The organism is Serratia sp. JSRIV004 (assembly GCF_019968705.1).
Taxonomy (GTDB): Bacteria; Pseudomonadota; Gammaproteobacteria; order Enterobacterales; family Enterobacteriaceae; genus Chania; species Chania fonticola_B.
Window position 1 is genome coordinate 1,917,885 of record NZ_CP074140.1, and the last position, 25,077, is coordinate 1,942,961.

General features: G+C 56.5%; 24 protein-coding genes and 1 riboswitch. Of the genes, 12 read left to right on the forward strand and 12 right to left on the reverse strand.

Annotated features, from left to right (window positions below):
• Window positions 1–178 precede the first annotated feature (178 nt).
• The 7 genes from galM to modE all read right to left on the reverse strand — a co-directional run bounded on the left by galM (window position 179) and on the right by modE (window position 7,761).
• Entirely contained in the window at window positions 179–1,222 is a 1,044-nt protein-coding gene (gene galM, locus KGP21_RS09240) for a galactose-1-epimerase (RefSeq protein ID WP_209528016.1), read from the reverse strand.
• Window positions 1,216–2,367, reverse strand: a complete 1,152-nt coding sequence (gene galK, locus KGP21_RS09245) for a galactokinase (protein WP_021805248.1) — start codon at window positions 2,365–2,367, stop codon at window positions 1,216–1,218. The genes galM and galK overlap by 7 nt, the downstream gene beginning before the upstream one ends.
• The gene (gene galT / locus KGP21_RS09250) at window positions 2,367–3,416 is read right to left on the reverse strand and encodes a galactose-1-phosphate uridylyltransferase (RefSeq protein ID WP_021180330.1); all 1,050 of its coding nucleotides are present in this window, start codon (window positions 3,414–3,416) and stop codon (window positions 2,367–2,369) included. The genes galK and galT overlap by 1 nt, the downstream gene beginning before the upstream one ends.
• Window positions 3,417–3,680: 264 nt before the next feature.
• Entirely contained in the window at window positions 3,681–4,499 is an 819-nt protein-coding gene (locus tag KGP21_RS09255) for a CPBP family intramembrane glutamic endopeptidase (protein WP_021180331.1), read from the reverse strand.
• A gap of 216 nt (window positions 4,500–4,715) precedes the next feature.
• Window positions 4,716–5,288 carry a cysteine hydrolase family protein gene (locus KGP21_RS09260; protein WP_021805246.1) on the reverse strand — a complete coding sequence of 191 codons (573 nt, stop codon included), beginning with the start codon at window positions 5,286–5,288 and terminating at the stop codon, window positions 4,716–4,718.
• A 121-nt stretch (window positions 5,289–5,409) separates the two neighbouring features.
• Window positions 5,410–6,879, reverse strand: coding sequence for a molybdate ABC transporter ATP-binding protein ModF (gene modF / locus KGP21_RS09265; RefSeq protein ID WP_021805245.1), 1,470 nt, complete (start codon window positions 6,877–6,879; stop codon window positions 5,410–5,412).
• A 90-nt stretch (window positions 6,880–6,969) separates the two neighbouring features.
• On the reverse strand, window positions 6,970–7,761 hold the full coding sequence (gene modE / locus KGP21_RS09270) for a molybdenum-dependent transcriptional regulator (RefSeq protein ID WP_209528013.1): 792 nt from the start codon (window positions 7,759–7,761) through the stop codon (window positions 6,970–6,972).
• Window positions 7,762–7,940: 179 nt separating this feature from the next.
• On the opposite strand from modE, the gene KGP21_RS09275 reads away from it, so the two are divergent.
• From KGP21_RS09275 to modC, 4 genes are all read left to right on the forward strand, one after another.
• The gene (locus KGP21_RS09275) at window positions 7,941–8,084 is read left to right on the forward strand and encodes an AcrZ family multidrug efflux pump-associated protein (protein ID WP_021180335.1); all 144 of its coding nucleotides are present in this window, start codon (window positions 7,941–7,943) and stop codon (window positions 8,082–8,084) included.
• Window positions 8,085–8,233: 149 nt separating this feature from the next.
• Window positions 8,234–9,007: a molybdate ABC transporter substrate-binding protein gene (gene modA, locus KGP21_RS09280; protein ID WP_021805243.1), complete on the forward strand. Its 774-nt coding sequence runs from the start codon at window positions 8,234–8,236 to the stop codon at window positions 9,005–9,007.
• Window positions 9,004–9,693 (forward strand): molybdate ABC transporter permease subunit, encoded by a 690-nt coding sequence (gene modB, locus KGP21_RS09285; RefSeq protein ID WP_021180337.1) that lies wholly within the window; start codon window positions 9,004–9,006, stop codon window positions 9,691–9,693. The genes modA and modB overlap by 4 nt, the downstream gene beginning before the upstream one ends.
• Window positions 9,694–10,797: a molybdenum ABC transporter ATP-binding protein ModC gene (gene modC / locus KGP21_RS09290; protein WP_223537993.1), complete on the forward strand. Its 1,104-nt coding sequence runs from the start codon at window positions 9,694–9,696 to the stop codon at window positions 10,795–10,797. It abuts the gene before it with no gap.
• A gap of 217 nt (window positions 10,798–11,014) precedes the next feature.
• Here the strand turns inward: modC and KGP21_RS09295 are convergent, their stop codons facing one another.
• On the reverse strand, window positions 11,015–11,836 hold the full coding sequence (locus tag KGP21_RS09295; protein ID WP_059200182.1) for a pyridoxal phosphatase: 822 nt from the start codon (window positions 11,834–11,836) through the stop codon (window positions 11,015–11,017).
• Between the two features lie 155 nt (window positions 11,837–11,991).
• Between KGP21_RS09295 and pgl the strand changes: the two genes are divergently transcribed.
• Complete coding sequence (pgl, locus tag KGP21_RS09300) at window positions 11,992–12,987, forward strand: 6-phosphogluconolactonase (protein ID WP_179248183.1); 996 nt, start codon at window positions 11,992–11,994, stop codon at window positions 12,985–12,987.
• A 43-nt stretch (window positions 12,988–13,030) separates the two neighbouring features.
• Here pgl and KGP21_RS09305 read toward each other — a convergent pair whose 3' ends face one another.
• The gene (locus tag KGP21_RS09305; protein WP_021805239.1) at window positions 13,031–13,513 is read right to left on the reverse strand and encodes a kinase inhibitor; all 483 of its coding nucleotides are present in this window, start codon (window positions 13,511–13,513) and stop codon (window positions 13,031–13,033) included.
• 75 nt (window positions 13,514–13,588) lie between these two features.
• Complete coding sequence (gene bioA / locus KGP21_RS09310; RefSeq protein WP_021805238.1) at window positions 13,589–14,863, reverse strand: adenosylmethionine--8-amino-7-oxononanoate transaminase; 1,275 nt, start codon at window positions 14,861–14,863, stop codon at window positions 13,589–13,591.
• A 91-nt stretch (window positions 14,864–14,954) separates the two neighbouring features.
• Between bioA and bioB the strand changes: the two genes are divergently transcribed.
• From bioB to bioD, 4 genes are read left to right on the forward strand one after another with little or no spacing between them, the layout of a single operon-like run.
• Window positions 14,955–15,992 carry a biotin synthase BioB gene (gene bioB, locus KGP21_RS09315; protein ID WP_223537995.1) on the forward strand — a complete coding sequence of 346 codons (1,038 nt, stop codon included), beginning with the start codon at window positions 14,955–14,957 and terminating at the stop codon, window positions 15,990–15,992.
• Complete coding sequence (gene bioF / locus KGP21_RS09320) at window positions 15,992–17,143, forward strand: 8-amino-7-oxononanoate synthase (RefSeq protein WP_209528010.1); 1,152 nt, start codon at window positions 15,992–15,994, stop codon at window positions 17,141–17,143. Before bioB ends, bioF begins: the two co-directional genes overlap by 1 nt.
• A complete protein-coding gene (bioC, locus tag KGP21_RS09325) occupies window positions 17,127–17,894 on the forward strand; it encodes a malonyl-ACP O-methyltransferase BioC (protein ID WP_209523522.1) in 768 nt (255 codons plus the stop codon). The genes bioF and bioC overlap by 17 nt, the downstream gene beginning before the upstream one ends.
• Window positions 17,887–18,567, forward strand: coding sequence for a dethiobiotin synthase (bioD, locus tag KGP21_RS09330; RefSeq protein WP_209523521.1), 681 nt, complete (start codon window positions 17,887–17,889; stop codon window positions 18,565–18,567). Before bioC ends, bioD begins: the two co-directional genes overlap by 8 nt.
• Window positions 18,568–18,592: 25 nt before the next feature.
• Here bioD and KGP21_RS09335 read toward each other — a convergent pair whose 3' ends face one another.
• Window positions 18,593–19,303 carry an ABC transporter ATP-binding protein gene (locus KGP21_RS09335; protein WP_021805233.1) on the reverse strand — a complete coding sequence of 237 codons (711 nt, stop codon included), beginning with the start codon at window positions 19,301–19,303 and terminating at the stop codon, window positions 18,593–18,595.
• A 1,062-nt stretch (window positions 19,304–20,365) separates the two neighbouring features.
• Between KGP21_RS09335 and uvrB the strand changes: the two genes are divergently transcribed.
• Window positions 20,366–22,378 (forward strand): excinuclease ABC subunit UvrB, encoded by a 2,013-nt coding sequence (gene uvrB / locus KGP21_RS09340; protein WP_021805232.1) that lies wholly within the window; start codon window positions 20,366–20,368, stop codon window positions 22,376–22,378.
• Window positions 22,379–22,480: 102 nt separating this feature from the next.
• Window positions 22,481–22,726, forward strand: a complete 246-nt coding sequence (locus KGP21_RS09345; RefSeq protein ID WP_021180393.1) for a VF530 family DNA-binding protein — start codon at window positions 22,481–22,483, stop codon at window positions 22,724–22,726.
• On the opposite strand, the gene yvcK is transcribed toward KGP21_RS09345, so the two are convergent.
• On the reverse strand, window positions 22,723–23,640 hold the full coding sequence (gene yvcK, locus KGP21_RS09350; RefSeq protein WP_024483111.1) for a uridine diphosphate-N-acetylglucosamine-binding protein YvcK: 918 nt from the start codon (window positions 23,638–23,640) through the stop codon (window positions 22,723–22,725). The genes KGP21_RS09345 and yvcK overlap by 4 nt on opposite strands.
• A 263-nt stretch (window positions 23,641–23,903) precedes the next feature.
• Window positions 23,904–24,046, forward strand: a riboswitch (molybdenum cofactor riboswitch).
• Here yvcK and moaA point away from each other — a divergent pair.
• Entirely contained in the window at window positions 24,037–25,020 is a 984-nt protein-coding gene (gene moaA, locus KGP21_RS09355) for a GTP 3',8-cyclase MoaA (RefSeq protein ID WP_021180395.1), read from the forward strand. It overlaps the preceding riboswitch by 10 nt.
• Window positions 25,021–25,077: the final 57 nt, after the last annotated feature.

The following is a 25,077-nucleotide window of genomic DNA, read 5'->3' on the forward strand; positions in this document are numbered from 1 at the left end:
CTTCAGCTATTGAACGGCCAGCAGGCCGAAAATTGTGATATCACTCACGGGCTTGTGTATACCACGGTAGCCTGATTCTAGTGCGAGGTTGGCAATAAGGAAAGGTAACGGCCTGGGGGTGCAATGTAAGCAATTATAACAATCACGCCCCTTACCGCATGACAAGGGGCGTGGCGGCTCAGATAGGAATAAGCTGATAGTGCGTTGCGCTCTGATAACGCTGCCCAGGCTGTAGCCAACAGTCCGGCTGTGGCCATTCTGGGTGGTTCGGGCTGTCCGGTAGGAACTCGCTTTCCAGCGCTATGCCGGCGTAATTTTGGTAGCTACTGCCGTCGCGCGCCGGTGTGCCACCCAAATAATTACCGCTGTAGAGCTGGAGCGCTGGCGCGGTGGTGAACACCGTCATCGCGACCTTGCCGTCGGCAGACCACAGGTGAGCCGCCGGGCTTGCCAACCCGTGGCAGGTATCGTGTAACAGGTAAGCATGGTCGTAACCCTTAACCCGTTGCTGATCGCGGTCGCGTAATAAATCTTGCTGCAGGGTTTTCGGCTGGCGGAAATCCATCCCGGTTCCTGCCACCGCCGTCAGTTCGGCACAGGGGATGCCATCGCCGTCCACGGGCAGATAACGGTCGGCGAACAGTTGCAAGCGCTGTTGTCGGGCGTCGTGGCCTGCGCCATCCAGATTGAAATAAGCATGGTTGGTCAGATTGACCGGGCAGGCGCGATCGGTCTGTGCCTGATACTCAATCTCCAGCCGGTGTTCGGCGGTGAGTCGATAAGTCAGCGTAACGTCGAGGTTGCCAGGGAAGCCCTGGTCACCGTCTGGCGAATGGAGTTGATAAACCACCTGCTGCTCATCCTGCTTTACTATCTGCCAGCGGCGAGCGTGGAAGCCGTTTGGCCCGCCGTGCAGTTGATGCTCCCCTTGATTAGCGATCAGCGGGTGTGGCTTGCCATCGATGTTTAGGCTGGCATGCGCAATACGGTTGGCATAGCGCCCGACCGTGGCCCCCAGATAGGCCCCCTGGTGCAGATAGTCCTGCGGGGTTTGGCATCCCAGCAGCAGCTCACGTTGCTCCCCTGATTTCAACGGTAGCAAGGCGGAAAGCCAGGTTGCGCCCCAATCCATCAACGTGACCGTCATTCCCGCGGCATTTTTCAGGGTGGTGAGAATAAAGGGCTGGCCGTCTGGGGCAACGGCGGAGTTATCACTCAGCATAGACCGGATCCTTGTGAAGCTTTACAGACGTAGAAGGTTTCTTGCAGGCCGTTGGTTCGCAGTGGATATTCGCGGGCTACCGCTGTACGTACCGACTCTACCAGATCCTGCGGCATCAAGGCCACGATGCACCCCCCAAAGCCCCCTCCGGTCATACGCACACCGCCACGATCGCCAATGACCTCTTTCACAATCTCGACCAGCGTATCGATAGGGGGCACGGTAATTTCAAAATCATCACGCATCGACGCGTGTGATTCAGCCATCAGTTTGCCCATCAGCTTCAGGTTGCCAGCGGCCAAGGCATCGGCAGCGGCCAGGGTGCGATCGTTTTCGGTGATCACATGGCGCGCCCGTTTGGCCACGATCGGATCCAGTTCGTGCAGGATCGGGAAGAACAGATCCGGGCTGACGTCGCGCAGCGCCTTGACGCCGAAGAAGCGAGCCGCCGCTTCGCACTGTTGCCGGCGGGTGTTGTATTCGCTGTCGACCAGGCCGCGTTTGACGTTGGAGTTGATGATCACCACGGCGACATCGGCTGGCATTGGCACCGCCCGAGTTTCCAAAGAGCGGCAGTCGATCAGCAGGGCGTGATCTTTCTTGCCCAACGCAGAAATCAGCTGATCCATAATGCCGCAGTTGCAGCCGACAAACTGGTTTTCCGCTTCCTGGCCATTCAGCGCCAGCGCTACGCCGTCCAACGGCAATTGATAGAGCGCCTGCAACACCTGCCCGACGGCCACTTCCAGTGAGGCGGAAGAGCTGAGCCCGGCGCCCTGCGGGACGTTGCCGCTGATCACCAGATCGGCACCGCCAAAATTGGCATCGCGGGTCTGCAGGTGTTTCACCACGCCGCGCACATAGTCGGCCCAGCGCAGATTGGCGTGGCTGACGATAGGCTCATCCAGCGAAAACTGATCCTGCTGGTTCTCGTAATCGGCGGCCAATACGCGGATCTGGCGATCGTTACGTGGAGCCCCGCTGATCACGGTTTGATAATCAATGGCGCAGGGCAGGACGAAGCCGTCGTTGTAATCGGTGTGTTCGCCGATCAGATTGACTCGTCCCGGAGCCTGGATCGTCAGGGTGGGTGCGTAGCCAAAGTGTTCGGTAAACAGGGCTTGGGTAAGTTGCTTCAGACTCATTATTTCACTCCGGCTTCGCGGTAATGGATATCACTGACCGCACGCAGGCGTTCAGCGGCTTGTTCTGCGGTGAGGTCGCGTTGGGTTTCCGCCAGCATTTCATAGCCCACCATAAATTTACGCACCGTGGCGCTGCGCAGTAACGGCGGGTAGAAGTGGGCATGCAGTTGCCAGTGGCGGTTATCGGCCTGGTTGAAGGGCGCGCCGTGCCAGCCCATGGAGTAAGGGAAAGAGCATTGGAACAGGTTGTCATAGCGGCTGGTGAGTTTCTTCAGCGCAATGGCCAGATCGCGGCTTTGTGCTGCACTAAGGTCGGTCAGGCGCTGTACCGGCGCTTTTGGCAGCAACAGCGTTTCAAACGGCCAGGCTGCCCAGTAAGGGACAACCGCCAACCAGTGCTCGGTTTCCACCACCGTACGGCTGCCGTCGGCCTGCTCGCGCTGAGCATAGTCCACCAGCATGGCGGATTGATGCTGGCTGAAATACTCCTGTTGCAGGCGATCTTCTCGTTCGGCTTCATTCGGCAAGAAGCTGTTGGCCCATACCTGACCATGCGGGTGAGGATTGGAACAGCCCATCGCGGCCCCTTTATTTTCAAACACCTGTACCCAGGGGTAGCTGCGCCCCAGATCGGCGGTCTGTTCCTGCCAGGTGGCGATCACCTGTTCCAGTGCGGGTAGCGTCAGCTGCGGTAGCGTTTTACTGTGATCGGGGGAGAAGCAGATCACCCGGCTGGTGCCACGGGCGCTTTGGCAACGCATCAGCGGATCGTCACTTTCCGGCGCCTGCGGGGTATCTTGCATCAGGGCGGCAAAATCATTGGTGAACACGTAGGTGCCTGGATAGTCAGGGTTTTTATCACCGGTTACGCGCGTGTTGCCGGGGCAAAGGAAGCAGTCGGGATCGTGTGCTGGCAGTGTTTCCTGAGCGGGGGATTCCTGTTGGCCCTGCCACGGGCGTTTGGCCCGGTGCGGAGATACCAGCACCCATTGCCCGGTAAGGGGATTAAAACGGCGATGTGGATGATCGATAGGATTGAAATCAGGCATTGCGCTTCCTTTATCTAGCGACGGGGCTAATTGTAATCGCTTTCACCTGCTGCGTGACCGACTATAGCCGAGTGCATTTTGGAAAATAATGGCTAGAAGATAGCACGGCCGCGGTGAGAAAAAGGTGATCTAGCGCGAAAAATGGAATCGCTTACATCGATTGAGGCTTTAATTCGGTTGAGGTAGTCAAGGCAGCGGGGTGGGTTAAGTGGTAGCGATTACACTGGACAGGCCGACAGAGAACTTTGCCGGCCTGGAGGGGGACTAATATTGGTAAGCCGGGTAGGTAAAGAACAGCAAATGGACCAGATTTAGCCCAAAGTGGAAGAGAATGGGCACCCACAGACGGCCGCTCCACATCCAGGCCAGGCCATAAATCACCCCTGCCAGCGTGGCAAATGCCACCATCAACATGCCACCGGCAAAGTGAGCGGCTCCAAACAGCAGGGCGGTGATAATCAGTGCCGGATAGGCACCCAGCCACTGGCGCAGACGCTGCTGCAAATAGCCACGGAACAGCGCTTCTTCGGCCATCGAAACAAAAAACAGGTTGGCCATAATGAAGGCCAGGATCCAGGAGGGTAGATGCAGCTCAACTTTCAGCCCACCGAGCGCCACCGCCAACAGCAGCACCGCAGGTATGCAGAGCACCAGGATCAGCCAGGCGCTGACGCCTACTTGTTTGTCAGGCTTGCCCGCGTTAAATAGCGTTGGCAGGCAGGCTAACAGCAGAAAGGGGACCAGTGCCTTATCGAAGTTGTAATACATGGAATACAGCGAGCTCATCGGGCCCACTTTGACCTGATCGACCATCAATTGGTTATTGAAGCCCGGTATCAGGTGATAAAACAGAGCGATTGAGCAGGCGACTAAAAATACCTCCAGCGCTAGCGCGATGCTGCGCTGCTGGCGATAGTGTTGATGAAGCCAGATGGCAATGGCGATAACCGCCAGATAGCCCAGCCCGACGGGCGTCAGGACATGATGGTAAACCCCCATTGCAGCAGCCGCCGCCAATACTACTGAGGCAATCAGCCGGTTAAATGGCAAAAAAAACAACGAAGCCGAAAGTACGCCCCACATAATAGCTATCCCTTTAAATAGATACACGGCGCTCAATGCCGGAAATCCGGCGTGTTAATGTCTGGTTAAATATAAATGAGCACTAAATGGGATAGTAGCACAACAGGATGAATATAAAGGTCGGGACAGTAGTTAATCGTGCTTATAACGGCTAACTAGCTGTTTCTAATTGTGCTGCATGACTCCCTCCTGTCTCAAACTTATGGTGTCGTGGTTTTAACCGCGCATCCACGCCTGCGAACGCATAACCTCCCCAAGGTTCTGCAAGGTCTCCAGGCTCTGCTGGTGGATCTCTTCCGTTGGGGCGGCGCACAGATCTTGTAGCACCGTTACCTGTAAGCCTGCATCGTGCGCCTGTCGGGCGGTACTCTCAATGGCAAGCGGGGTGCTGATACCGCCCAATAACAGGTGGTGGCAGCGGTGCTGCTGTAACCAGGCTAACAAATTGTTACCGGCAAACGCGCTGAGCCCTTTCTTTTCCAGGCACAGATCCTCGGTTTTTACCTCCAGACCGGCCAGCCAATGGCATCCCCCGTTACTTAAACGCAGTGCGCCGATATGTTTGAGCTGATTGAACAGCGGCGAGTGTCGGGGAATATCGTGGTAATTGTCGGCAAAACCGGTGCGCAACCAAATCACCGGGATTTTACGCACCCGCGCGTAGGCCGCAGCAGCATTGACGTGCGCGATCACATCACGCGTTACGATCTGTTCGTGGCAGTGATTCGCCCGCCCTTTAGGGCCAGCCAGATCTTCAATCAGGTCAATCATAATCAGCGCGGCGGACATACCTTCTCCAAAAACGTTTCTGTACCCTTTAAGGATAAAAGGCCAAATGTGATGCGTAGTGGAGGAAGTGTTGCCGGATATGTCCTCAGGATGAGCGCTGTAGCACTCACCCCCGAGTATGTTAAGCCAGGACGTCTTGCTGATAGCGGTAGCCATCGCCTTCAGGGATGAAGGAGAAACGGTGGGTGATACATTGCGGCGCGTCTTCTGCGTGGTGTGAAACAAACAGCAACTGGGTTGAGCCCTGTTGGATCAACACATCTACGAAGCGCCTTACCAATTGGCGGTTTAGCGGATCCAGGCCTTGCAGTGGCTCATCGAGGATCAGCAGCGCCGGATGTTTGACTAATGCCCGGGCGATCAGCGCCAGGCGTTGCTGGCCCCAGGACAGGCTATGGAAGGGAGCATCGCCCATAGCGCCAAGCCCGAGCAGCGCCAGCCATTGTGAGGTCAACTGATGCTGACGATCGGAAACTGCCTGATAAATACCGATCGAATCAAAGAAACCGGACAGGATCACGTTACGCACGCTGGAGCTGACCCGATAGTCCAGGTGCAGGCTGCTGCTGACGTAGCCGATATGGCGTTTGATATCCCAGATGGTTTCTCCACTACCGCGTCGGCGGCCAAACAGCGTCAGATCGTTGCTGTAGCCTTGCGGATGATCGCCGGTGATCAGGCTGAGCAGGGTGGATTTTCCCGCCCCGTTCGGGCCGACGATCTGCCAGTGTTCACCGGGGTTAACCTGCCAACTGAGTTGGTTGAGGATGGGGCGATCGTTGTAGCTGACTACGCCATCACGCAGAACGATCAGTGGCCGATCGTCCGGCAACCTGATGACCTGTGTGGGATCTTCGGTTTCTGGCAGCGTCAAGCCGTTGAGATTTTCACTGTGCGCCAGTTGGGCGACTAGCGCATCGGCCATCACCTGTTGCCGTGGCCCCTGGCTGGTGAGGGTGCAATCGGCCAGTACGCCGACCTGCTCAATGAAGTCTGGGATTTCATCAAACCGGTTGAGCACCAGGACCACGGTATAACCTTGTTGTGAAAGTTCGCCAAGCAGAGTGGCGAGCTGAGCGCGTGAATTGACGTCCAGCCCGTCGAACGGCTCATCGAGGATTAATAAATCGGGCTGGGCCATCAGGGCACGGCACAGCAGAGTTTTGCGGGTCTCACCGGTAGAGAGATATTTGAAACGGCGCGTAAGCAGCGGCGTGATACCAAACTGCTCAGCCAACTGTGTGCAGCGAGCGGGATCGTTGAGCTCTTCCTGAATGATTTCCGCCGTCGTGCGCCCGGTGTCGTCTTCGTCCTGGCTAAGCAGGTCGGTATTGTTGCGTTGCCATTCGTCGCTGACCAGCTTTTGCAACTGCTCAAAGGAGAGCCGCACTACTTGACGAAAATCACTGTGGCGTTCGCCTTTCAGCAACGTCAGCTCACCGGCCAGCGCCCGGGCCAGCGCGGATTTCCCGCTGCCGTTAGCCCCGACGAATGCCCAGCTATCGCCGGACTGAATATCAAGCCGATCCAGCTCCAGCGTGCGGGTATCGCTTAGACGAAATGAACCTTGCGAAATGTGCAACGACGACATCCTATGTTCCCTATTCTGCAATTAATTTCCTTAGAAATAGGCGCAAGCGGAAAAGATGTCAATCGGCAATACTGCAACGTGACGTTGCGTTTAACACAACGTCGCGACAATCACCCGATCGGCATTGAACAAGGCGTGTACCGGCGTGCCGACGCTCAGTTTCAACTGTGCCAGTTCCTGGTTGCTGACGGTGGCGCACAGCGTTTCTCCGCCGTTAAGCGTGACCAGAACCTCACTGTGATCGCTACCAGGCTGAATACTGGCTACGCTTCCCGGCAGCGCATTATCGGCCAGGCCGGTCGAAGCCTGATCGGTACTGAGTTTCACCCAAGGCGCTTTAATCAGGGCTAACACCTCTTTGCCCGGCGTCAACTGTAGTCGGTCGGCGCTTTGCTGAGTCACGGCAGCGGTCAGGCGGGTGTTGCCGTCGGCCAGCAGCAGGCTGATATGCTGTTGGACCTGCTGATGGTCGCGTTCAATCACGGTGCCGAAAAACTGGTTGCGGGCGCTGGTCTGCAAGGAAAAACGGGCGATGGCGGCCAACAGGCTGTCCAACGGCAGAGAGTCCTGCTGCAACACGTCAAAGGCCTTCTGCTGGATTTGGCCCAGCAGATCGTAAAGTTGGATCAGCCGCAGGCCATAACGGGTCACCTGCGCGCCGCCGCCGCCTTTGCCGCCGGTAGCGCGTTCGACCACCGTCTGCTCGGCCAGCTGATTCATCTCGTTGATGGCATCCCAGGCGCTTTTGTAGCTGATCCCCGCCAGTTTGGCTCCCTGGCTGATCGAGCCGGTATGCACCACTTGCTTGAGCAGCGCGATGCGGCGTGGGTCAGCGAACAGTTTCTGCTGCAGCTTTAAGGTAAGGAGGATCTCGGCCTGCATGATGGGTCCTTATAAGGCAGTAAGTCAGGCTATTGTCGCCGATTTGCCGCAAAGCGCCAACTGAGCACGTTTAGCCGGTTACAAATTTCCCGCAGTCGGTAAAATAACCGCGTTTTCGCCTGCGTTTTGGTTTACAGTGAAGCCTACGCAGCGGTTTAAAGCAGTCAAGTGAGGCTACGATGTTAGAATTATTGAAAAGTCTGTTGTTTGCCGTGGTCATGGTGCCGGTAGTGATGGCCATTATTTTAGGCTTGATTTATGGCTTGGGCGAGGTGTTCAACATCTTCTCCAAAGTTGGCCATCCTAAAGAAAACCGCAGCTAATCCCCCTCCCAAATGCCCGCCGAGCTCTCTTGGCGGGTATTTCTCAAGTTATCTCTCGCTTTGCCGATAAACCGCATGACAATCGTTCTCGCTGCGTTATATTATTTTTTACATAGCGATGTGATGATGGTTAACTTGCGGAGAAAACAATGAAACAGCAATGGATTAACTGGGTTGGCGGTGTGGCATTGGCTTGCGGGCTGGTGGCACAGGTTTCTGCGGCGGAGAAAATCACCGTGTTTGCCGCAGCCTCGCTGACCAACGCCTTACAAGATATCGCCACCGAATACCAGAAAGGCAAAGACGTCGAAGTCGTCTCCTCTTTTGCTTCCTCCTCAACGCTGGCACGCCAGATTGAGCAAGGGGCGCCTGCGGATATGTTTATCTCTGCCGATCAGCAATGGATGGATTATGCCATTGATAAGCAGCAGATAGTGAAAGACACTCGTTATACTCTGCTAGGCAACGAACTGGTGCTGATCGCCGCCAAATCGGCCAAACAAGATAAAATCACTATCAACAAGCAAACCGACTGGGCCAAATTGCTCAACGGTGGCCGCCTGTCCGTAGGCGATCCGGATCATGTTCCCGCGGGCATCTATGCTAAAGAAGCGTTGCAGAACCTCGGGGCATGGACCACGCTGGAACCGCAGCTGGCGCGGGCCAATAACGTGCGCAGCGCTATGGCCATGGTTGAGCGCGAAGAAGCCCCGCTGGGTATCGTTTACGGCTCGGACGCCGTGGCCAGCGACAAGGTCAAAGTGATTGCCATCTTCCCGGAAGACAGCCACAAGCCGGTTGAGTATCCAATGGCCATCGTTAAAGATCACCAGACGCCAGCCGTGACGGCTTTCTACGATTACCTGAAGACTCCGGCCGCTGCGGCTATCTTCGAACGTTATGGATTCACCCCGCGTAAATGATATTAAGTGAGTATGAATGGCAGGCGGTCGAACTGAGCCTGAAAGTCTCCAGCCTGGCGGTGATCTGCAGTTTGCCGCTGGGTATTTTAATGGCCTGGATCCTTGTTCGCTGCAATTTCCCCGGTAAATCGTTGTTGGATAGCATTGTTCATCTGCCGTTAGTCTTGCCACCGGTGGTGGTGGGCTATCTGCTGCTGATTGCCATGGGGCGGCGCGGCTTTATCGGTGAATGGTTATATAACTGGTTTGGTTTCAGCTTCAGTTTCAGCTGGCGCGGTGCCGCCCTGGCTTCGGCGGTGGTGGCATTCCCGCTGATGGTACGTGCTATCCGCATGTCGCTGGAAGCGGTAGATATCCGCTTGGAACAGGCGGCCCGTACCCTGGGTGCCAACCCGTGGCGGGTATTTTTCACCATCACCTTACCGCTTTCGCTTCCCGGTGTGATCGTTGGCGTGGTGCTGGCCTTTGCCCGCTCTTTGGGCGAGTTTGGCGCCACCATCACCTTTGTTTCCAATATCCCTGGTGAAACCCGTACCATCCCGCTGGCAATGTACACCCTGATCGAAACGCCAGGGGCCGAGGCGGCGGCGGCGCGTTTGTGCGTGATTGCCATCGTGCTGGCCCTGGCTGCCCTGATGGTTTCCGAATGGCTGGCCCGCTGGGGCCGCAAGCGTATGGGCTTATAGATGTTAGAACTGGATTTCTCCCAGCAGCTTGGCGATCTCAATCTCAACGTGCAGGCTAATCTGCCGGCTCAGGGGATCACCGCGATCTTCGGGCTTTCCGGGGCCGGTAAAACTTCCTTGATCAATGCTATCGGCGGCCTGACGCTGGTGCAGCAGGGGCGTATTGTGCTTAATGGCCGCACGCTGGTAGATACCGCCAGTGGTGTCTGTTTGCCGCCGGAAAAACGCTGCGTTGGCTATGTTTTCCAGGATGCGCGCCTGTTCCCGCATTATCGCGTGCGTGGCAACCTGCAATACGGTATGGCGGCCAATATGCGCGGCCAGTTTGACAGCATTGTCGAGCTGTTAGGGATTGCACCATTGCTGAACCGTTTGCCTTTGACCCTGTCCGGCGGAGAGAAACAGCGTGTCGCGATTGGTCGGGCGCTGTTGACCGCGCCGGAACTGTTGCTGATGGATGAACCGCTGGCCTCGCTCGATATGCCACGCAAGCGTGAGCTGCTGCCATATCTGGAGCGGCTGGCGCAGGACGTCAATATCCCCATTCTCTATGTCAGCCACAGCATGGACGAGATCTTGCGCCTGGCAGAGCAGGTGATGGTATTGGATCACGGCCAGGTGCGTGCGTACGGCGGGTTGGAGGAGGTTTGGGCCAGCAGCGCGCTGCGGCCTTGGCTACAGCGAGAAGATCAGAGCAGCGTGTTGAGCGTGAGCGTGATTGAACATCACCCGCGCTATGCCATGACCGCGCTGGCACTGGGCGATCAGCGGCTGTGGGTCGGCGGTATTGAAGCGCCGGTCGGTAGCCAGATGCGTATTCGTATCAACGCTGCCGACGTTTCTTTAGTGCTGCAACCGCCAGCCAACAGCAGCATTCGTAATATTCTGCCCGCCAAGGTGGCGGAGTGTCTGGATGTGGCAGGGCAGGTTGAAGTGAAGCTGATGGTCGGGGAAAACATCCTCTGGGCGCGCATCACCCCATGGGCACGTGACGATCTGGCTATCAGGCCCGGTCAGTGGCTGTATGCACAGGTCAAGAGCGTGTCGATCAGCCGCGATGGCCCCTCACCCCAACCCTCTCCCACAGGGAGAGGGAGCTATTAGCCCCTGCTCGTTTGGAAATAAAGAGGTCACTTCAGCAAACTCGACCGCTCCCTCATGCAAGGTGCGTTACCGAATTTTCAACCCAACGTGATCGGTCCCTTTCCCTACGAAAAGTGAGTTGATACAGGGCCGTGGTAGGGTAGTTTTCTGTAATTAATAGCGGCTCGATCTGTTCCCTCTCCCTGTGGGAGAGGGTTAGGGTGAGGGGTCGTTTTTGTTAATTCAGCACACGAGAACGGATCACTTCGGCAATACCCGGCTGCAGGTGATCGGCAATCACCAGGTCTGCACGTTCCTTGATGGCATTATCGGCATTACCCATGGCAACGCCCAGCCCAACGGCTTCAAGCATGCTCAGGTCGTTGTAGTTGTCACCAAAGGCGACCACCTGATCCATGCTCAACCCCTGTGACTCCACCCACTGCTGCAGGCGTTTACCCTTACTGTTACCGCCTTTGGCAATGTCCACCTGATCGTGCCAGGACCATTCACAGGCCAGGCCCAGTTCTTTTTCTACCATTTCGGCAAAGCTGCGCAGCGCTGGGAGATCGCTATGTGAAGTGGCAAACTTCCAGATGGCCTGCGCGTCATCCGCCGCCTGCATCAGGCTGTTGACCTGCAACAACGTTGGGCGCTGGGCTACCGGCAAAGTCTCAGACCAAGCCAGCGAACGGATCACATGACCGCTTGTTTCCTGATACAGCATGGCGTCGTCCACATACATCAGGCCGTGAATAGCGTTTTGCTTGAGCAGTTGCAGTACCTGCTTGGCCTGCTCTTTTGCCAACGGATCGGACGCCAGTACCTTTTTCTGCTGGAAGTCGTACAGATAGGTGCCGTTACAACAAATGGCTGGCGTATCGATTTGCAGCGCCTGATAGAACGGGTGGATAGCCACGTGATGACGGCCGGTGACCACTACGACTTTCACCCCGGCGGCGCGGGCTTCCTCCAGCGCGGCCAGCGACTGCGGTAAGATACGTTTCTGGTTGTCTAGCAAAGTGCCGTCTAAATCGAGGGCAATAACACGGTAGCTCATAGCGGTCTCATTATAGTTAGCAAGAAAATTACCTCGATGGTACACCGGATAACCGTTCGATAAAACTGCGTAACCTGCCAGGGTTGCCATGTCACAAATGTCGCGTAAGCTAGAACAAACTGAAACCGGTTACCCTTTCTCATTAAGGAGAGCAAATGAAGCAAATCGTTTATGTCGCCAGCCCGGAGAGCCAGCAGATCCACGTATGGCAGTTAGACGACAAGGGCGCACTGGCGCTGCTGCAAACGGTCGAGGTCGCGGGGCAGGTACAGCCGATGGCGATCCACCCGGACAAGACTCATCTGTATGTTGGGGTACGTCCGGCGTTTGGCATTGTCAGCTACCGTATCGCCGAAGATGGCACGCTGCATGAGGCAGGGATGGCACCACTGCCAGGCAGCCCAACCCATATTTCCACCGATTTGCAGGGCCGTTATCTGTTCTCCGCGTCTTACAGCGGCAACTGTGCCAGCATCAGCCCGATTGGCCATGATGGCGTAGTGCTTGCGCCTACCCAGCAGATCGATGGCCTGACCGCGCCGCATTCGGCCAATATTGACCCGACCAATCAATTGCTGCTGGTGCCATGTCTGAAAGAGGACCGCATCCGTCTGTTCAATCTGAGCCAACAGGGCCAACTGACGCCACACGGCCAAGAAGCCGTAGCCACGGCAAGCGGCGCAGGCCCGCGCCATATGGCATTCCATGGTAACGATAAATTCGCTTACTGCGTCAATGAACTGGATGGCACGGTAGATGTGTTCGCTATCGAAGCCAACGGTGGCAAATATACACTGGTGCAAAGCCTGGACATGATGCCTGCCGATTTCGCCGGCACCCGCTGGGCGGCGGATATCCACCTCACGCCAAACGGCCGTTTCCTGTATACCAGCGATCGCACCGCCAGCATTTTAACCGTGTTCAGCGTCTCGGAAGACGGCAGCAAGATTGCGGTGGTTGGCCACCATGCCACAGAAGAGCAGCCACGCGGTTTCAATATCGATCACAGCGGTCGCTTCGTGATTGCGGCAGGGCAGAAATCTGGTCATATCGGCGTGTATCAGATTGACCAAAACAGCGGTGAGCTGACGGATCTGGCGCGTTACCCGGTGGGCAAAGGCCCAATGTGGGTGAGCGTGCTGGCAAAATAATGGGTTAAAAATCGGGGCGAAGCGCTTCGCCCCTCAACGTTTCTCAGCTGTATTTTACCGTCAACGTCGCTTTGCCAAGGCTATGGAAGTGGATGTTAAAACCGACCATCGCGCCACTCGCTTCTGCATCCACTGGAATGCTTTCCACGTCCAACGCATGCACGGTGAACTGATAACGATGGCTTTCACCCTGTGGCGGAGCCGCACCACCGTAACCGGCCTTACCGAAATCGGTACGGGTTTGCACTGCGCCAGCGGGTAGCCCCGGTTTGCCGGAACCCGCACCTGGCGGCAGTTCATGCACGTTTGCCGGGATATTGGCGACCACCCAGTGCCACCAGCCGGAGCCGGTAGGGGCATCGGGATCGTAAACCGTGATGGCAAAGCTCTTGGTGCCCGCCGGTGCATCTTCCCAGGCCAGATGAGGGGAGAGGTTATCCCCATGGTAGCCCATGCCGTTAAATACCTGCCGTTCAGGCATTTTTGCGCCGTCTTGCAGATCGCTGCTGTACAAACGAAAAGCCATAATGACTCCCAGTTGTCTAAAATACCGAACCCCTAAGCTAGATCGGTTTGCCGCCACAATACAACCTTAAAACCGTTACTCCACCGCCACGGCGATTGCTGCCGTCAGCCGGGTGAGCTGCTCTGGCGTAATGATATAAGGCGGCATCAGGTAGATCAGTTTACCGAAGGGCCGGATCCACACGCCGCGTTCGACAAAGCCACGTTGTAGCAACGCCACATCCACCGGCTGATGCATTTCCACCACGCCAATCGCCCCAAGCACCCGCACGTCGGCCACTTTGGGTGATGCCACCAGCGGTAAGAGCTGCTGTTTAAGCTGTGTTTCAATGGCGGCGACCTGATGTTGCCAGTGATTTTCCTCGAGCAAGGACAGGCTGGCGCAGGCTACGGCACAGGCTAGCGGGTTGCCCATAAAGGTTGGCCCATGCATAAAGCAGCCTGCGGCTCCGTTACTGATCGTTTCTGCTATGTGGCGCGTGGTCAGGGTGGCGGAAAGGGTCATATAGCCACCGGTCAGCGCTTTGCCCAGGCAAAGAATATCCGGCACTACGCCGGCATGTTCACAGGCAAACAGTTTGCCGGTGCGGCCAAAACCGGTGGCGATCTCGTCGGCAATCAGCAGGATTTGGTGGCGATCGCACAGCTCCCGCACGCGTTGCAGATAGCTTGGATGATAGATGCGCATTCCACCGGCACCTTGCACCACTGGCTCCAGGATCACAGCGGCTATTTCCCCGGCGTGCTGATCCAGTAATTCGGCAAACGGGGCAATGTCCTGTTCGTCCCAAGGCTGGTCAAAACGGCATTGCGGTGCGGTGGCAAACAGGTGGGTGGCCAAATAGCCCTGATACAGACTGTGCATGGAGTTGTCCGGATCGCAGACCGACATCGCGCCAAAGGTATCGCCATGATAGCCATGGCGTAAGGTCAGAATGCGCTGCCGCCGTTCACCACGGGCCTGCCAATATTGCAGCGCCATCTTTAGCGCCACTTCGACCGCCACCGATCCAGAATCTGCCAGGAATACGCACTGCAACGCTTCCGGCGTCATCGCTACCAGCTTGCGGCACAGTTCAATAGCGGCAGGATGAGTGATGCCACCGAACATCACATGCGACATTTTTTCCAACTGCTGTACGGCTGCCTGATTCAACTGTGGATGATTGTAACCGTGGATCGCCGCCCACCAGGAAGACATGCCATCCACCAGTAGGCGGCCATCGTCCAGTTGCAGCTCGACGCCGCTGGCGGACACCACCGGATAGCAAGGCAAGGGCTGGGTCATGGAGGTGTAAGGGTGCCAGATGTGGCGTCGATCGAATTCAATATCGCAGGGAGAAACAGACATTAACCGTAAACCAAATTTTAATAGAATGGTTGACAGTATAATCGCAAACTCTACACTGACGACACTTTTTTCCCTTTTGGAGACGCCGTAAATGGCCGACCGCATTCGCTGGACAGTGGGGCAAGTCCAGGCCCTGTTTGATAAACCCTTACTCGAACTGCTGTTCGAAGCACAGACCATTCACCGCCAACATTTTGATCCGCAACAGGTGCAGGTCAGTACGCTGCTGTCGATCAAAACCGGTGCCTGCCCGGAAGACTGTAAGTACTGCCCGCAAAGTTCGCGTTATAAAACCGGCCTGGAATCCGAGCGGCTGATGCAGGTGGAACAGGTGCTGGAATCGGCGCGCAAGGCCAAAGCGGCCGGTTCGAGCCGTTTCTGTATGGGGGCTGCCTGGAAAAACCCGCATGAGCGCGATATGCCTTATCTGCAACAGATGGTGCAGGGCGTCAAGGCGATGGGGATGGAAACCTGCATGACGCTGGGCACGCTGGATGGCGCGCAGGCCGAACGGCTGGCCGAAGCGGGGCTGGATTACTACAACCATAACCTGGACACCTCGCCGGAATTCTACGGCAACATCATCACCACCCGCAGCTATCAGGAACGTCTGGATACCTTGGATAAGGTGCGCAACGCCGGGATCAAAGTCTGCTCCGGTGGGATTGTCGGGCTGGGCGAAACGGTGCGTGACCGAGCCGGGTTGTTGGTGCAACTGGCCAACCTGCCCAAACCGCCGGAAAGCGTACCGATCAATATGCTGGTGAAGGTGAAAGGTACGCCATTGGCCGATAATGACGATGTCGATCCGTTCGACTTTATCCGCACCATTGCCATTGCCCGCATCATGATGCCGACGTCCTACGTCCGCCTGTCGGCAGGCCGTGAACAGATGAGCGAGCAGACTCAGGCGATGTGCTTTATGGCTGGGGCCAACTCCATCTTCTATGGCTGCAAACTGCTGACCACGCCTAATCCGGAAGAGGACAAGGATCTGCAACTGTTCCGCAAGCTGGGCCTGAATCCGCAGCAAACCGCCACCGAACAGGGCGACAATCAGCAGCAACAGGTGCTGACCGAGCAGTTGCTGCACGCCGATACCGCCGAATTCTACAACGCGGCGCTGTAATGAGCTGGCAGCAACGGATCGAACAGGCGCTTGAGGAGCGGCGAGGAGCCGCTGCTTATCGGCAACGTCAGGTGAATCAAGGCGGTAATGGCCGCTATCTGCAACTCGACGGCCAGCGCTATGTGAATTTTTCTGGCAACGACTATCTGGGCCTGAGCCAACATCCTGAGGTGATTGCCGCCTGGCAGCAGGGGGCGCAGCGTTACGGCGTTGGCAGCGGCGGTTCCGGCCACGTCACCGGTTTTTGCCATGCTCATCATGAGCTGGAGCAGCAACTGGCGGAGTGGCTCGGCTACCCGCGTGCGCTGCTGTTTATTTCCGGCTACGCGGCCAATCAGGCATTGCTGGCTGCCCTGATGCAGGCCGACGATCGCATTTTGGCGGATAAGCTCAGCCACGCCTCTATATTGGAAGCGGCCACTCACTCACCGGCGCAACTGCGGCGTTTTCGGCATAACCAGCCCCAGGCATTGGCCACCTTGCTGCAAAAAAACTGTGCAGGCCAACAGTTGGCGATCACCGAAGGGGTGTTCAGCATGGACGGGGATAGCGCACCGTTGGTCGAACTACATCGGTTGACGCAGCAGGCAGGTGCCTGGCTGATGGTGGATGATGCGCACGGGATTGGCGTACGTGGCGAGCAGGGGCGCGGCAGTTGCTGGCAGCAAGGTGTGCACCCGGAAGTGCTGGTCGTCACCTTTGGCAAGGCATTTGGCGTCAGCGGCGCGGCGATCCTCTGCGATGAGCCGTTGGCGGAATATCTGCTGCAATTCGCCCGCCATCTGATTTACAGCACCGCGATGCCGCCCGCCCAAGCCTGTGCCTTGCAGGCCGCGTTAAGCTGTATTCAGCAAGGGGATGAACTACGTAGTCGGCTGCAAAAACACATCCAGCATTTTCGTGCCGGGGTGGCGAGCCTAACGTTAACGCTAACCGCGTCGGATACCGCTATCCAACCGTTGCTGGTGGGGGATAACCAACAGGCGCTGGATCTGGCGCAGCGCCTGCGAGAGCAGGGATTGTGGGTCAGCGCCATCCGTCCACCAACGGTACCACCGGGGGGCGCGCGGTTACGCATTACGCTCACTGCGGCACACCAGCCACAGGATATCGATCGCTTGTTGGAGGTATTGCATGACGTCTGCCATTGATACGGTGAACAAGCAGGCGGTGGCGGCGGCCTTCAGCCGGGCAGCGGCGAGCTACGATACCGCAGCCGTGCTGCAACGGGAGGTTGGTGAACGCTTACTGGGGATGGGGCTGTCTCATCCAGGCCAACAGGTGTTGGATGCCGGTTGCGGCACGGGCTATTTCAGCCGTCGCTGGCGCGAGCTGGGCAAGCAGGTCAGCGCGCTGGATCTGGCTCCGGGCATGCTGGCATTTGCCCGTCAGCAGCAAGCGGCGGATCGCTATTTGCTGGGGGATATCGAACATATCCCTTTGCCGACCGCCTCGGTGGATATCTGTTTTAGCAGCCTGGTGGTGCAGTGGTGCAGCGATTTGCCTCTGGCGCTGGCTGAGTTGTATCGGGTGACGCGGCCCGGTGGACTGATCCTGTTCTCTACTTTGGCACAAGGGGCTTTGCACGAGTTAGGCGACGCCTGGCAGCAAGTCGATGGCGAGCGTCATGTTAATGACTTCCTGCCGCCAACTCAGATCGCCGCCGCCTGTCATCCCTACCGGCACCAGTTTACGGAAAATTGGCAAACGCTCAGTTATCCCGACGTGATGACGTTGATGCGATCGCTAAAGGGCATCGGTGCGACTCACCTGCATCAAGGACGCGAGGCTGGCCTGCTTTCCCGCCAGCGGCTTGCCGCATTGCAGGCTGCCTATCCTTGCCGGGACGGGCAGTTTCCTCTTAGTTATCATTTGGTTTATGGAGTGATTTATCGTGATTAAGCGCTGGTTCATTACCGGAACCGACACCGAAGTGGGAAAAACCGTGGCCAGCAGCGCCTTGCTACAGGCCGCCAGCGCGGCGGGATGGCGCTGTGCTGGCTATAAACCGGTGGCGTCAGGCAGTGAGATGACCGATGAAGGGTTACGCAACGGCGATGCGCTGTCGCTGCAGAGAAACAGCAGCGTAGCGCTGGATTACGCCGTAGTGAACCCTTACACCTTTGCCGAACCGACTTCGCCGCATATTGTCAGCCAGGCCGAAGGGCGGCCTATCTCGCTGGCACGGCTTTCCGCCGGTTTACGTCATCTTGAACAACGTGCGGACTGGCTGTTGGTAGAGGGTGCCGGCGGTTGGTTCACTCCACTTTCTGAGCATGAAACCTTTGCCGACTGGGCACAGCAGGAGCAGCTGCCGGTGATCCTGGTGGTGGGCATCAAGCTTGGCTGCATCAATCATGCTTTGTTGACTGCGTTGGCGATCCAACAGTCAGGTTTGACCCTGGCAGGCTGGATCGCCAATGACGTTACCCCGCCAGGAAAACGCCATCAAGAGTACCTTGCCACTCTTTGCCGCCTATTGCCCGCTCCCCTGTTGGGTGAGATCCCACATTTACCGCAGGTAGAACAGCAGGCATTGGGACAGTATCTCGATTTAACCAGATTGAACCCTTAACCTGATGGCCCACGGAGGGGCCAAATCACTCCGTCAGATAGGCATCAATCAGCCCCTCATCCAACTGCCCCAGCGTGCCATTGGCCACGTTACGGCCTTTATCCATCAAGCAGAAGCGGTCGGCCAGATGGCGGGCAAAGGGGAGTTGGTGCTCAACCAGCAAAATGGTCATGCCCAGTTCCTGATTCAGCTTACGGAGTACCTGGCCGATCTCCGTCGCCAGGGAAGGTGACATCCCGGCGGTGGGTTCATCCAGGATCAGCAGTTCCGGCTCCAGCATCAGAGCGCGGCCTAATGCCAACTGCTGTTGCTCGCTTTGGCACAGGTCGCCCGCACGGCGCATACGCATCGCCTGCAGCCGGGGGAACAGATTGTAAATGATGGGTGGCATACGGCGGACCTTGTCACGCCCGGCCAGCAAGGCCACCTGCAGGTTCTCTTCAACGCTCAGTTGGGAAAAGATTTGCCGCCCTTGTGGCACGTAACCAATGCCCAGTAACGCCCGGTTTTCTACCGGCTGTGGCAACAGGTTTTGCGGTGGCTCATCCGCCAACTGCCAGGTCATGCTGCCGCTGACGATCGGCAGGTGTCCCATGATGCAATTGATCAGCGTGGTTTTGCCCACTCCATTGCGGCCAAGCAACAGGGTGCATTGCCCACGAGGTAACTCAAGGCTGACATCCCACAGCGTATGCTGTTGCCCATAATATTGGTTTACCGCCCTTAAGCTTAACATTTGGCATCTCCTCCAAGACCGATATTCACGTATGGATAACGTTGACCGCAGCAAGCGGTGTCTCTCCCGGGTGTGGCAAATGCTGTGCTGATTACCCTAATCGCGGCTCAGGCTAAAAATTGGAAAATGGCCGCTACCGGTCGTTTGGCGGCTCTAGGGGGGGTTTTTGGTATGCAATGAACTTTTTCGCCGAAGATAACCGAGCTGGCTGCGGCCGATTTTCGCCAGCGTTTGCCGGTTCTTCTGCAAGGTAACGCCCCTGAACCAGGATATGCAATTCCTAGGCCATCAGGTGTTGCGCAACAAAAAAGGTGGTTTGTTAGTGTTTTGTTAACTGATTTAAGCCCGGTATGCAGGGGGCTGTCAGGGCAATAAAGTTAACTTGGGCGTTTTTTGCACCGTTACCGTGCGGCACGGCGAGCTGTTGGTGCAAGCCCTAAAGGTTGTTGCCGCAACTTGCAACCCCTGAAAAGCAAAATAGCGAAAAGAGCGTTTTCGTTATCACGGCTTTTAGCATTAATCGGCATAACCAAAGCAGAATTATTGTAAAAAAATAACTAAAAAACCGACTCAGTTGACGTTTCATTGGGAAAAGCGTTCTTTCCGCAACTCCCGCCCCCCATGGGGTAGTGAGAGTTATCCACTATTCCTGTGGATAACCTTGTGCATTATACTTAGAAAAGCGGTGTGAACAGAGAGCGGGCGCGGGTTGTGCGCAGGTTGTCCGCATTCTCGTCTTTTTATTAAAGTAATTTAATATCAACAGGTTAATTAAAATCAAGCCAACGTATATCGTTAATGTGTCGATGGGCAGTTTTTCAGCGCAATCCGGGCCAAAAGTTAATTTGTATCGCATTCTGGGGATAACAGGGTGATTGACAATAAAAATGTCATGGTATTGTCACCTTGCCGGTGCGTTCGTGCCCCGTTAACGGCCGTAATAGCGTAAATCCGCTTGAAGCTGGTTTTATATCCAGTATCATGGGCACTGGCGGAAATCTTCCGGTCTTTCCATAATTAGGCCGCTACCGTCTGGCCGCAAACCTGAAAGATGATGGGGATATGAGCAAACATTTCAAACTGCATTCCGAATTCAAACCGGCCGGCGATCAGCCGCAAGCCATCCAAAAGTTGGAAGAGGGGCTGGAAGACGGCCTGGCGCACCAAACGCTGCTGGGGGTTACCGGCTCGGGTAAAACCTTTACCATCGCCAATGTGATCGCCGATCTCAACCGGCCCACCATGGTGCTGGCGCCCAACAAGACCCTGGCGGCCCAGCTGTATGGCGAGATGAAAGAGTTCTTTCCCGAGAATGCGGTGGAATATTTTGTCTCCTACTACGATTACTATCAGCCAGAAGCCTATGTACCTAGCTCCGATACCTTTATCGAGAAAGACGCCTCGGTCAACGAACATATCGAGCAGATGCGCCTGTCGGCCACCAAAGCGCTGCTAGAACGGCGTGACGTGGTAGTGGTGGCTTCGGTTTCCGCGATCTACGGCCTGGGCGATCCGGATCTGTACCTGAAAATGATGTTGCACCTGACCAAGGGCATGATCATCGATCAGCGTTCGATCCTGCGCCGTCTGGCCGAGCTGCAATATACCCGCAACGATCAGGCCTTCCAGCGCGCCACCTTCCGCGTGCGTGGCGAAGTGATCGACATTTTCCCGGCGGAATCGGATGAGCTGGCGCTGCGCGTTGAACTGTTCGACGAAGAGGTCGAACGCCTGTCGCTGTTCGATCCGCTAACCGGCCAGATTGAGCAGGTGGTGCCACGCTTTACCATTTATCCCAAATCTCACTACGTCACCCCGCGTGAACGTATCGTGCAGGCGATGGAAGAGATCAAGGTGGAGTTGGCTCAGCGGCGCAAAGTGCTGCTGGAAAACAACAAGCTGTTGGAAGAACAGCGCTTGACGCAGCGTACCCAGTTCGATCTGGAAATGATGAACGAGCTGGGTTACTGCTCCGGTATCGAAAACTACTCGCGCTATCTTTCCGGGCGCGGTGAGGGCGAGCCACCGCCAACCTTGTTCGACTATCTGCCGGCTGACGGGTTGCTGGTGGTAGATGAATCCCACGTCACCATCCCGCAGATCGGCGGCATGTTCAAAGGCGACCGCTCGCGTAAAGAGACGCTGGTGGAATACGGCTTCCGCCTGCCTTCGGCGCTGGATAACCGGCCAATGCGTTTTGAAGAGTTTGCCGCTGCGGCACCGCAGACCATCTACGTGTCCGCCACGCCGGGCAAATATGAGCTGGAGAAATCCGGCGGCGATATTATCGATCAGGTGGTGCGCCCAACCGGCCTGCTGGATCCGATCGTGGAAGTGCGCCCGGTGACCACTCAGGTGGACGATCTGCTTTCCGAGATCCGCAAGCGCGTGGCTATCAACGAGCGCGTACTGGTCACCACGTTGACCAAACGCATGGCAGAAGACCTGACAGAATACCTGGAAGAGCACGGGGAGCGGGTGCGTTATCTGCATTCGGACATCGATACGGTAGAACGTGTCGAAATCATCCGTGATTTGCGTCTGGGCGAGTTTGACGTGCTGGTGGGCATCAACCTGTTAAGGGAAGGCCTGGACATGCCAGAGGTGTCGCTGGTAGCGATCCTGGACGCAGACAAGGAAGGGTTCCTGCGTTCTGAGCGCTCACTGATCCAGACCATTGGCCGAGCGGCGCGTAACCTCAACGGTAAAGCGATCCTGTATGGCGACAGGATCACCGATTCCATGGCCAAGGCGATCGGTGAAACGGAACGCCGCCGCGCCAAGCAGCAGGCGCATAACGAAGCCAACGGTATCGTACCTCAGGGCCTGAACAAGAAGGTTGCGGATATTCTGCAGCTTGGGCAACCAAGCAGCCGTGGCAAGCACAAAGGGAAGGGCAAAGCGGCAGAGAGCGCGGCGCAATACCAACTGCTTACCCCCAAAGCGCTGGAGCAAAAAATCCAGGAGCTGGAGGCACAGATGTATTCTCATGCGCAGAATCTGGAGTTCGAACAGGCTGCTGCGGTGCGTGATGAAATTCACCAGCTGCGCGAGCAATTTATCGCGCTATCATAATGAACCCAAGGGGCGTGGTATGCACGCCCCGGTAAATTTTCTTGCCGTACGCCCGTTTGCTGATTAAGGTGTGCGCCCCAAGTATTGAGACGAGTAGCCGCCATGACCGCAACCCCATCCAAAGACCCGTTACACGGCATTACGCTGGAGCAACTGCTGAACAAGCTGGTAGCCCAATATGGCTGGAACGGGCTGGCAGAGCGTATTCGCATCAACTGCTTCAGCAGCGATCCGAGCATCAAGTCCAGCCTCAAGTTCTTGCGCCGCACCCCGTGGGCACGCAAGCAGGTGGAAGATCTCTACATCGACAGCGTTAGCGATAATCCTTGGCTCCGGGGTCAAGATTAACCGCGGCTAGCTAGCTGCACCAACGCGGTATCCAGCGCCTGGCGTAATAGTTGGCGATCGTGGCGATAAGGGATATCGCTGGCTTCCAGCGGTTGTTGCACCACAATGCGATCCTGCATGGCGCTGGTATCCACCGCCGGGCCAACGATCACGGCGTCAATCATTTTACGGCCGATCTTCTCTTCCATCAGCGCAAGTTTGTCTTGCAGCGTCAGTGCGGCTGCGGCGACGCTTAGCTCGCGGCCCAGGTTACCGATATACACCATATTAGCGCTGCTGCGGCGCAGGGCCTGAGTCAGATCCTCAAGCAGCAACAGTGGCATCAGGCTGGTAAGAAAACTGCCTGGCCCGATCAGGATCAGATCGGCCTGCGCGATTGCCTCAACCGCTTCACGGGTGGCGTGTACCGGCGGGGAGAGCATCAGCTCTTGCGGCATGATCCTCAGTTGATCGATATTGACTTCACCGTAGACCTGGTGCCCCTCATGATCGTGAGCCATCAGATCGACCGGTTGCTCCGACATCGGGATCAGCGCCGCGTCGATCTTTAGCAGACTACGAACCAGATTGATCGCCTCCAGTGGGCGCACGCTAAGGTGATCCAAGGCTTTCAGCATCAGATTCCCCAGGTTATGCCCCGCCAACTCTCCGTTGCCGCTAAAACGGTATTCAAACATCGCCGAGGCGACGCTAGGCTCGGTAATCAGCTGATTGAGGCAATTACGGGTGTCACCCCAGGCAATGCCGCCTTCAGAACGGCGGATACGGCCGGTAGAACCGCCGTTATCGGTCGTGGTGACAATGCCGGTCAGGCGAGAGCCCAACGACGACAGCGAAGACATCACACGGCCAAGACCGTGACCACCACCTAATGCCACGACGCGATCAAGATCGGCCAGGGTACGGTTGCGCATAAAATTCCTTAACTCAGGGTAGGTAGACTGCCTGCATAAAGTAGCGGATTTGACACAAAAACGCGATAAAGAGTGCGATTTGCGTGATTCTGGTCAATTCGCTGGCGTAACGGTTGTTTATTATGGTTATCCAGACTTGAGAGGGTGAAAATTCGCTGTATACATAAGTATATAGCGTTAATCCACATTGGCTATCGCGGCTGTTTAGCGCTAGAATTCTCTGGAAAACCACGGTTTCGTTCCGGCTACTTGAGGTAGCGGGGATGGGATCAAAACTCCTAGCCTTGGTACCTACGTTGTTCTTTGGAGCGATAGGGTATCTTGGCCGTGGCGAAGTCAGCCACCAGGGTGCAGAGTGGAAACGCTCGCATCTCCCGTATTTGGAAGGTGTTACAGGTGCCGCAACTTATTGATGCTTTTGAGCGCAAATTCTACTATTTGCGCCTGTCGATCACCGACGTGTGTAACTTTCGTTGCACCTACTGTCTGCCGGATGGCTATAAACCGAGCGGCAGCCCCAAGACCTTCCTCTCTCTGGATGAAATTCGGCGCGTCAGCCGTGCCTTTGCCGAACTGGGTACTGAAAAGGTACGCCTGACCGGCGGTGAGCCTTCTTTACGCCGCGATTTTACCGACATTATTGCCGCCGTGCGCGAAAACCCGGCCATCCGAACCTTGGCTGTAACCACCAACGGCTATCGCCTGGCACGTGATGTGGCCAGTTGGCGTGATGCGGGCCTCACGGCGATTAACGTTAGCGTAGACAGCCTTGATGCACGCCAGTTTCATGCCATCACCGGCCAGGACAAGTTCCGCCAGGTGATGGAGGGCATCGATGCCGCCTTTACCGCCGGTTACAGCAAGGTGAAGGTGAATGCGGTGCTGATGCGTGATGTCAATCACCAGCAGCTGGGCAGCTTCCTTAACTGGATCAAGGATCGGCCAATCCAACTGCGGTTTATCGAACTGATGGAAACCGGCGATGGCAGCGATCTGTTCCGCAAGCACCATGTGTCTGGCGAAGTGATCCGCCTGCAGTTGGAGCAGCAGGGCTGGCAGCGCCAAGTCCGTGGCCGCAGCGATGGCCCGGCGCAGGTATTCAGCCACCCGGATTATCAGGGCGAGATTGGGCTGATCATGCCGTACGAAAAAGATTTCTGTGCCAGTTGCAACCGCCTGCGGGTTTCCGCCATTGGCAATCTGCATCTGTGCCTGTTTGGTGAGCAAGGGATTACCCTACGCGATCTGCTGGCGGATGACGGCCAGTTGGAACAGCTGAAAATGCGCATTCAAAGCGGGCTGCAAACCAAAAAGCAGACCCACTTCCTGCATCAGGGCAATAGCGGTCTCACGCAGAACTTATCGTTTATCGGCGGTTAACACGTCCCCTATAGCTTCGGGGAACGCCAGATGATTAATATGAGCTCGATCGGTCCC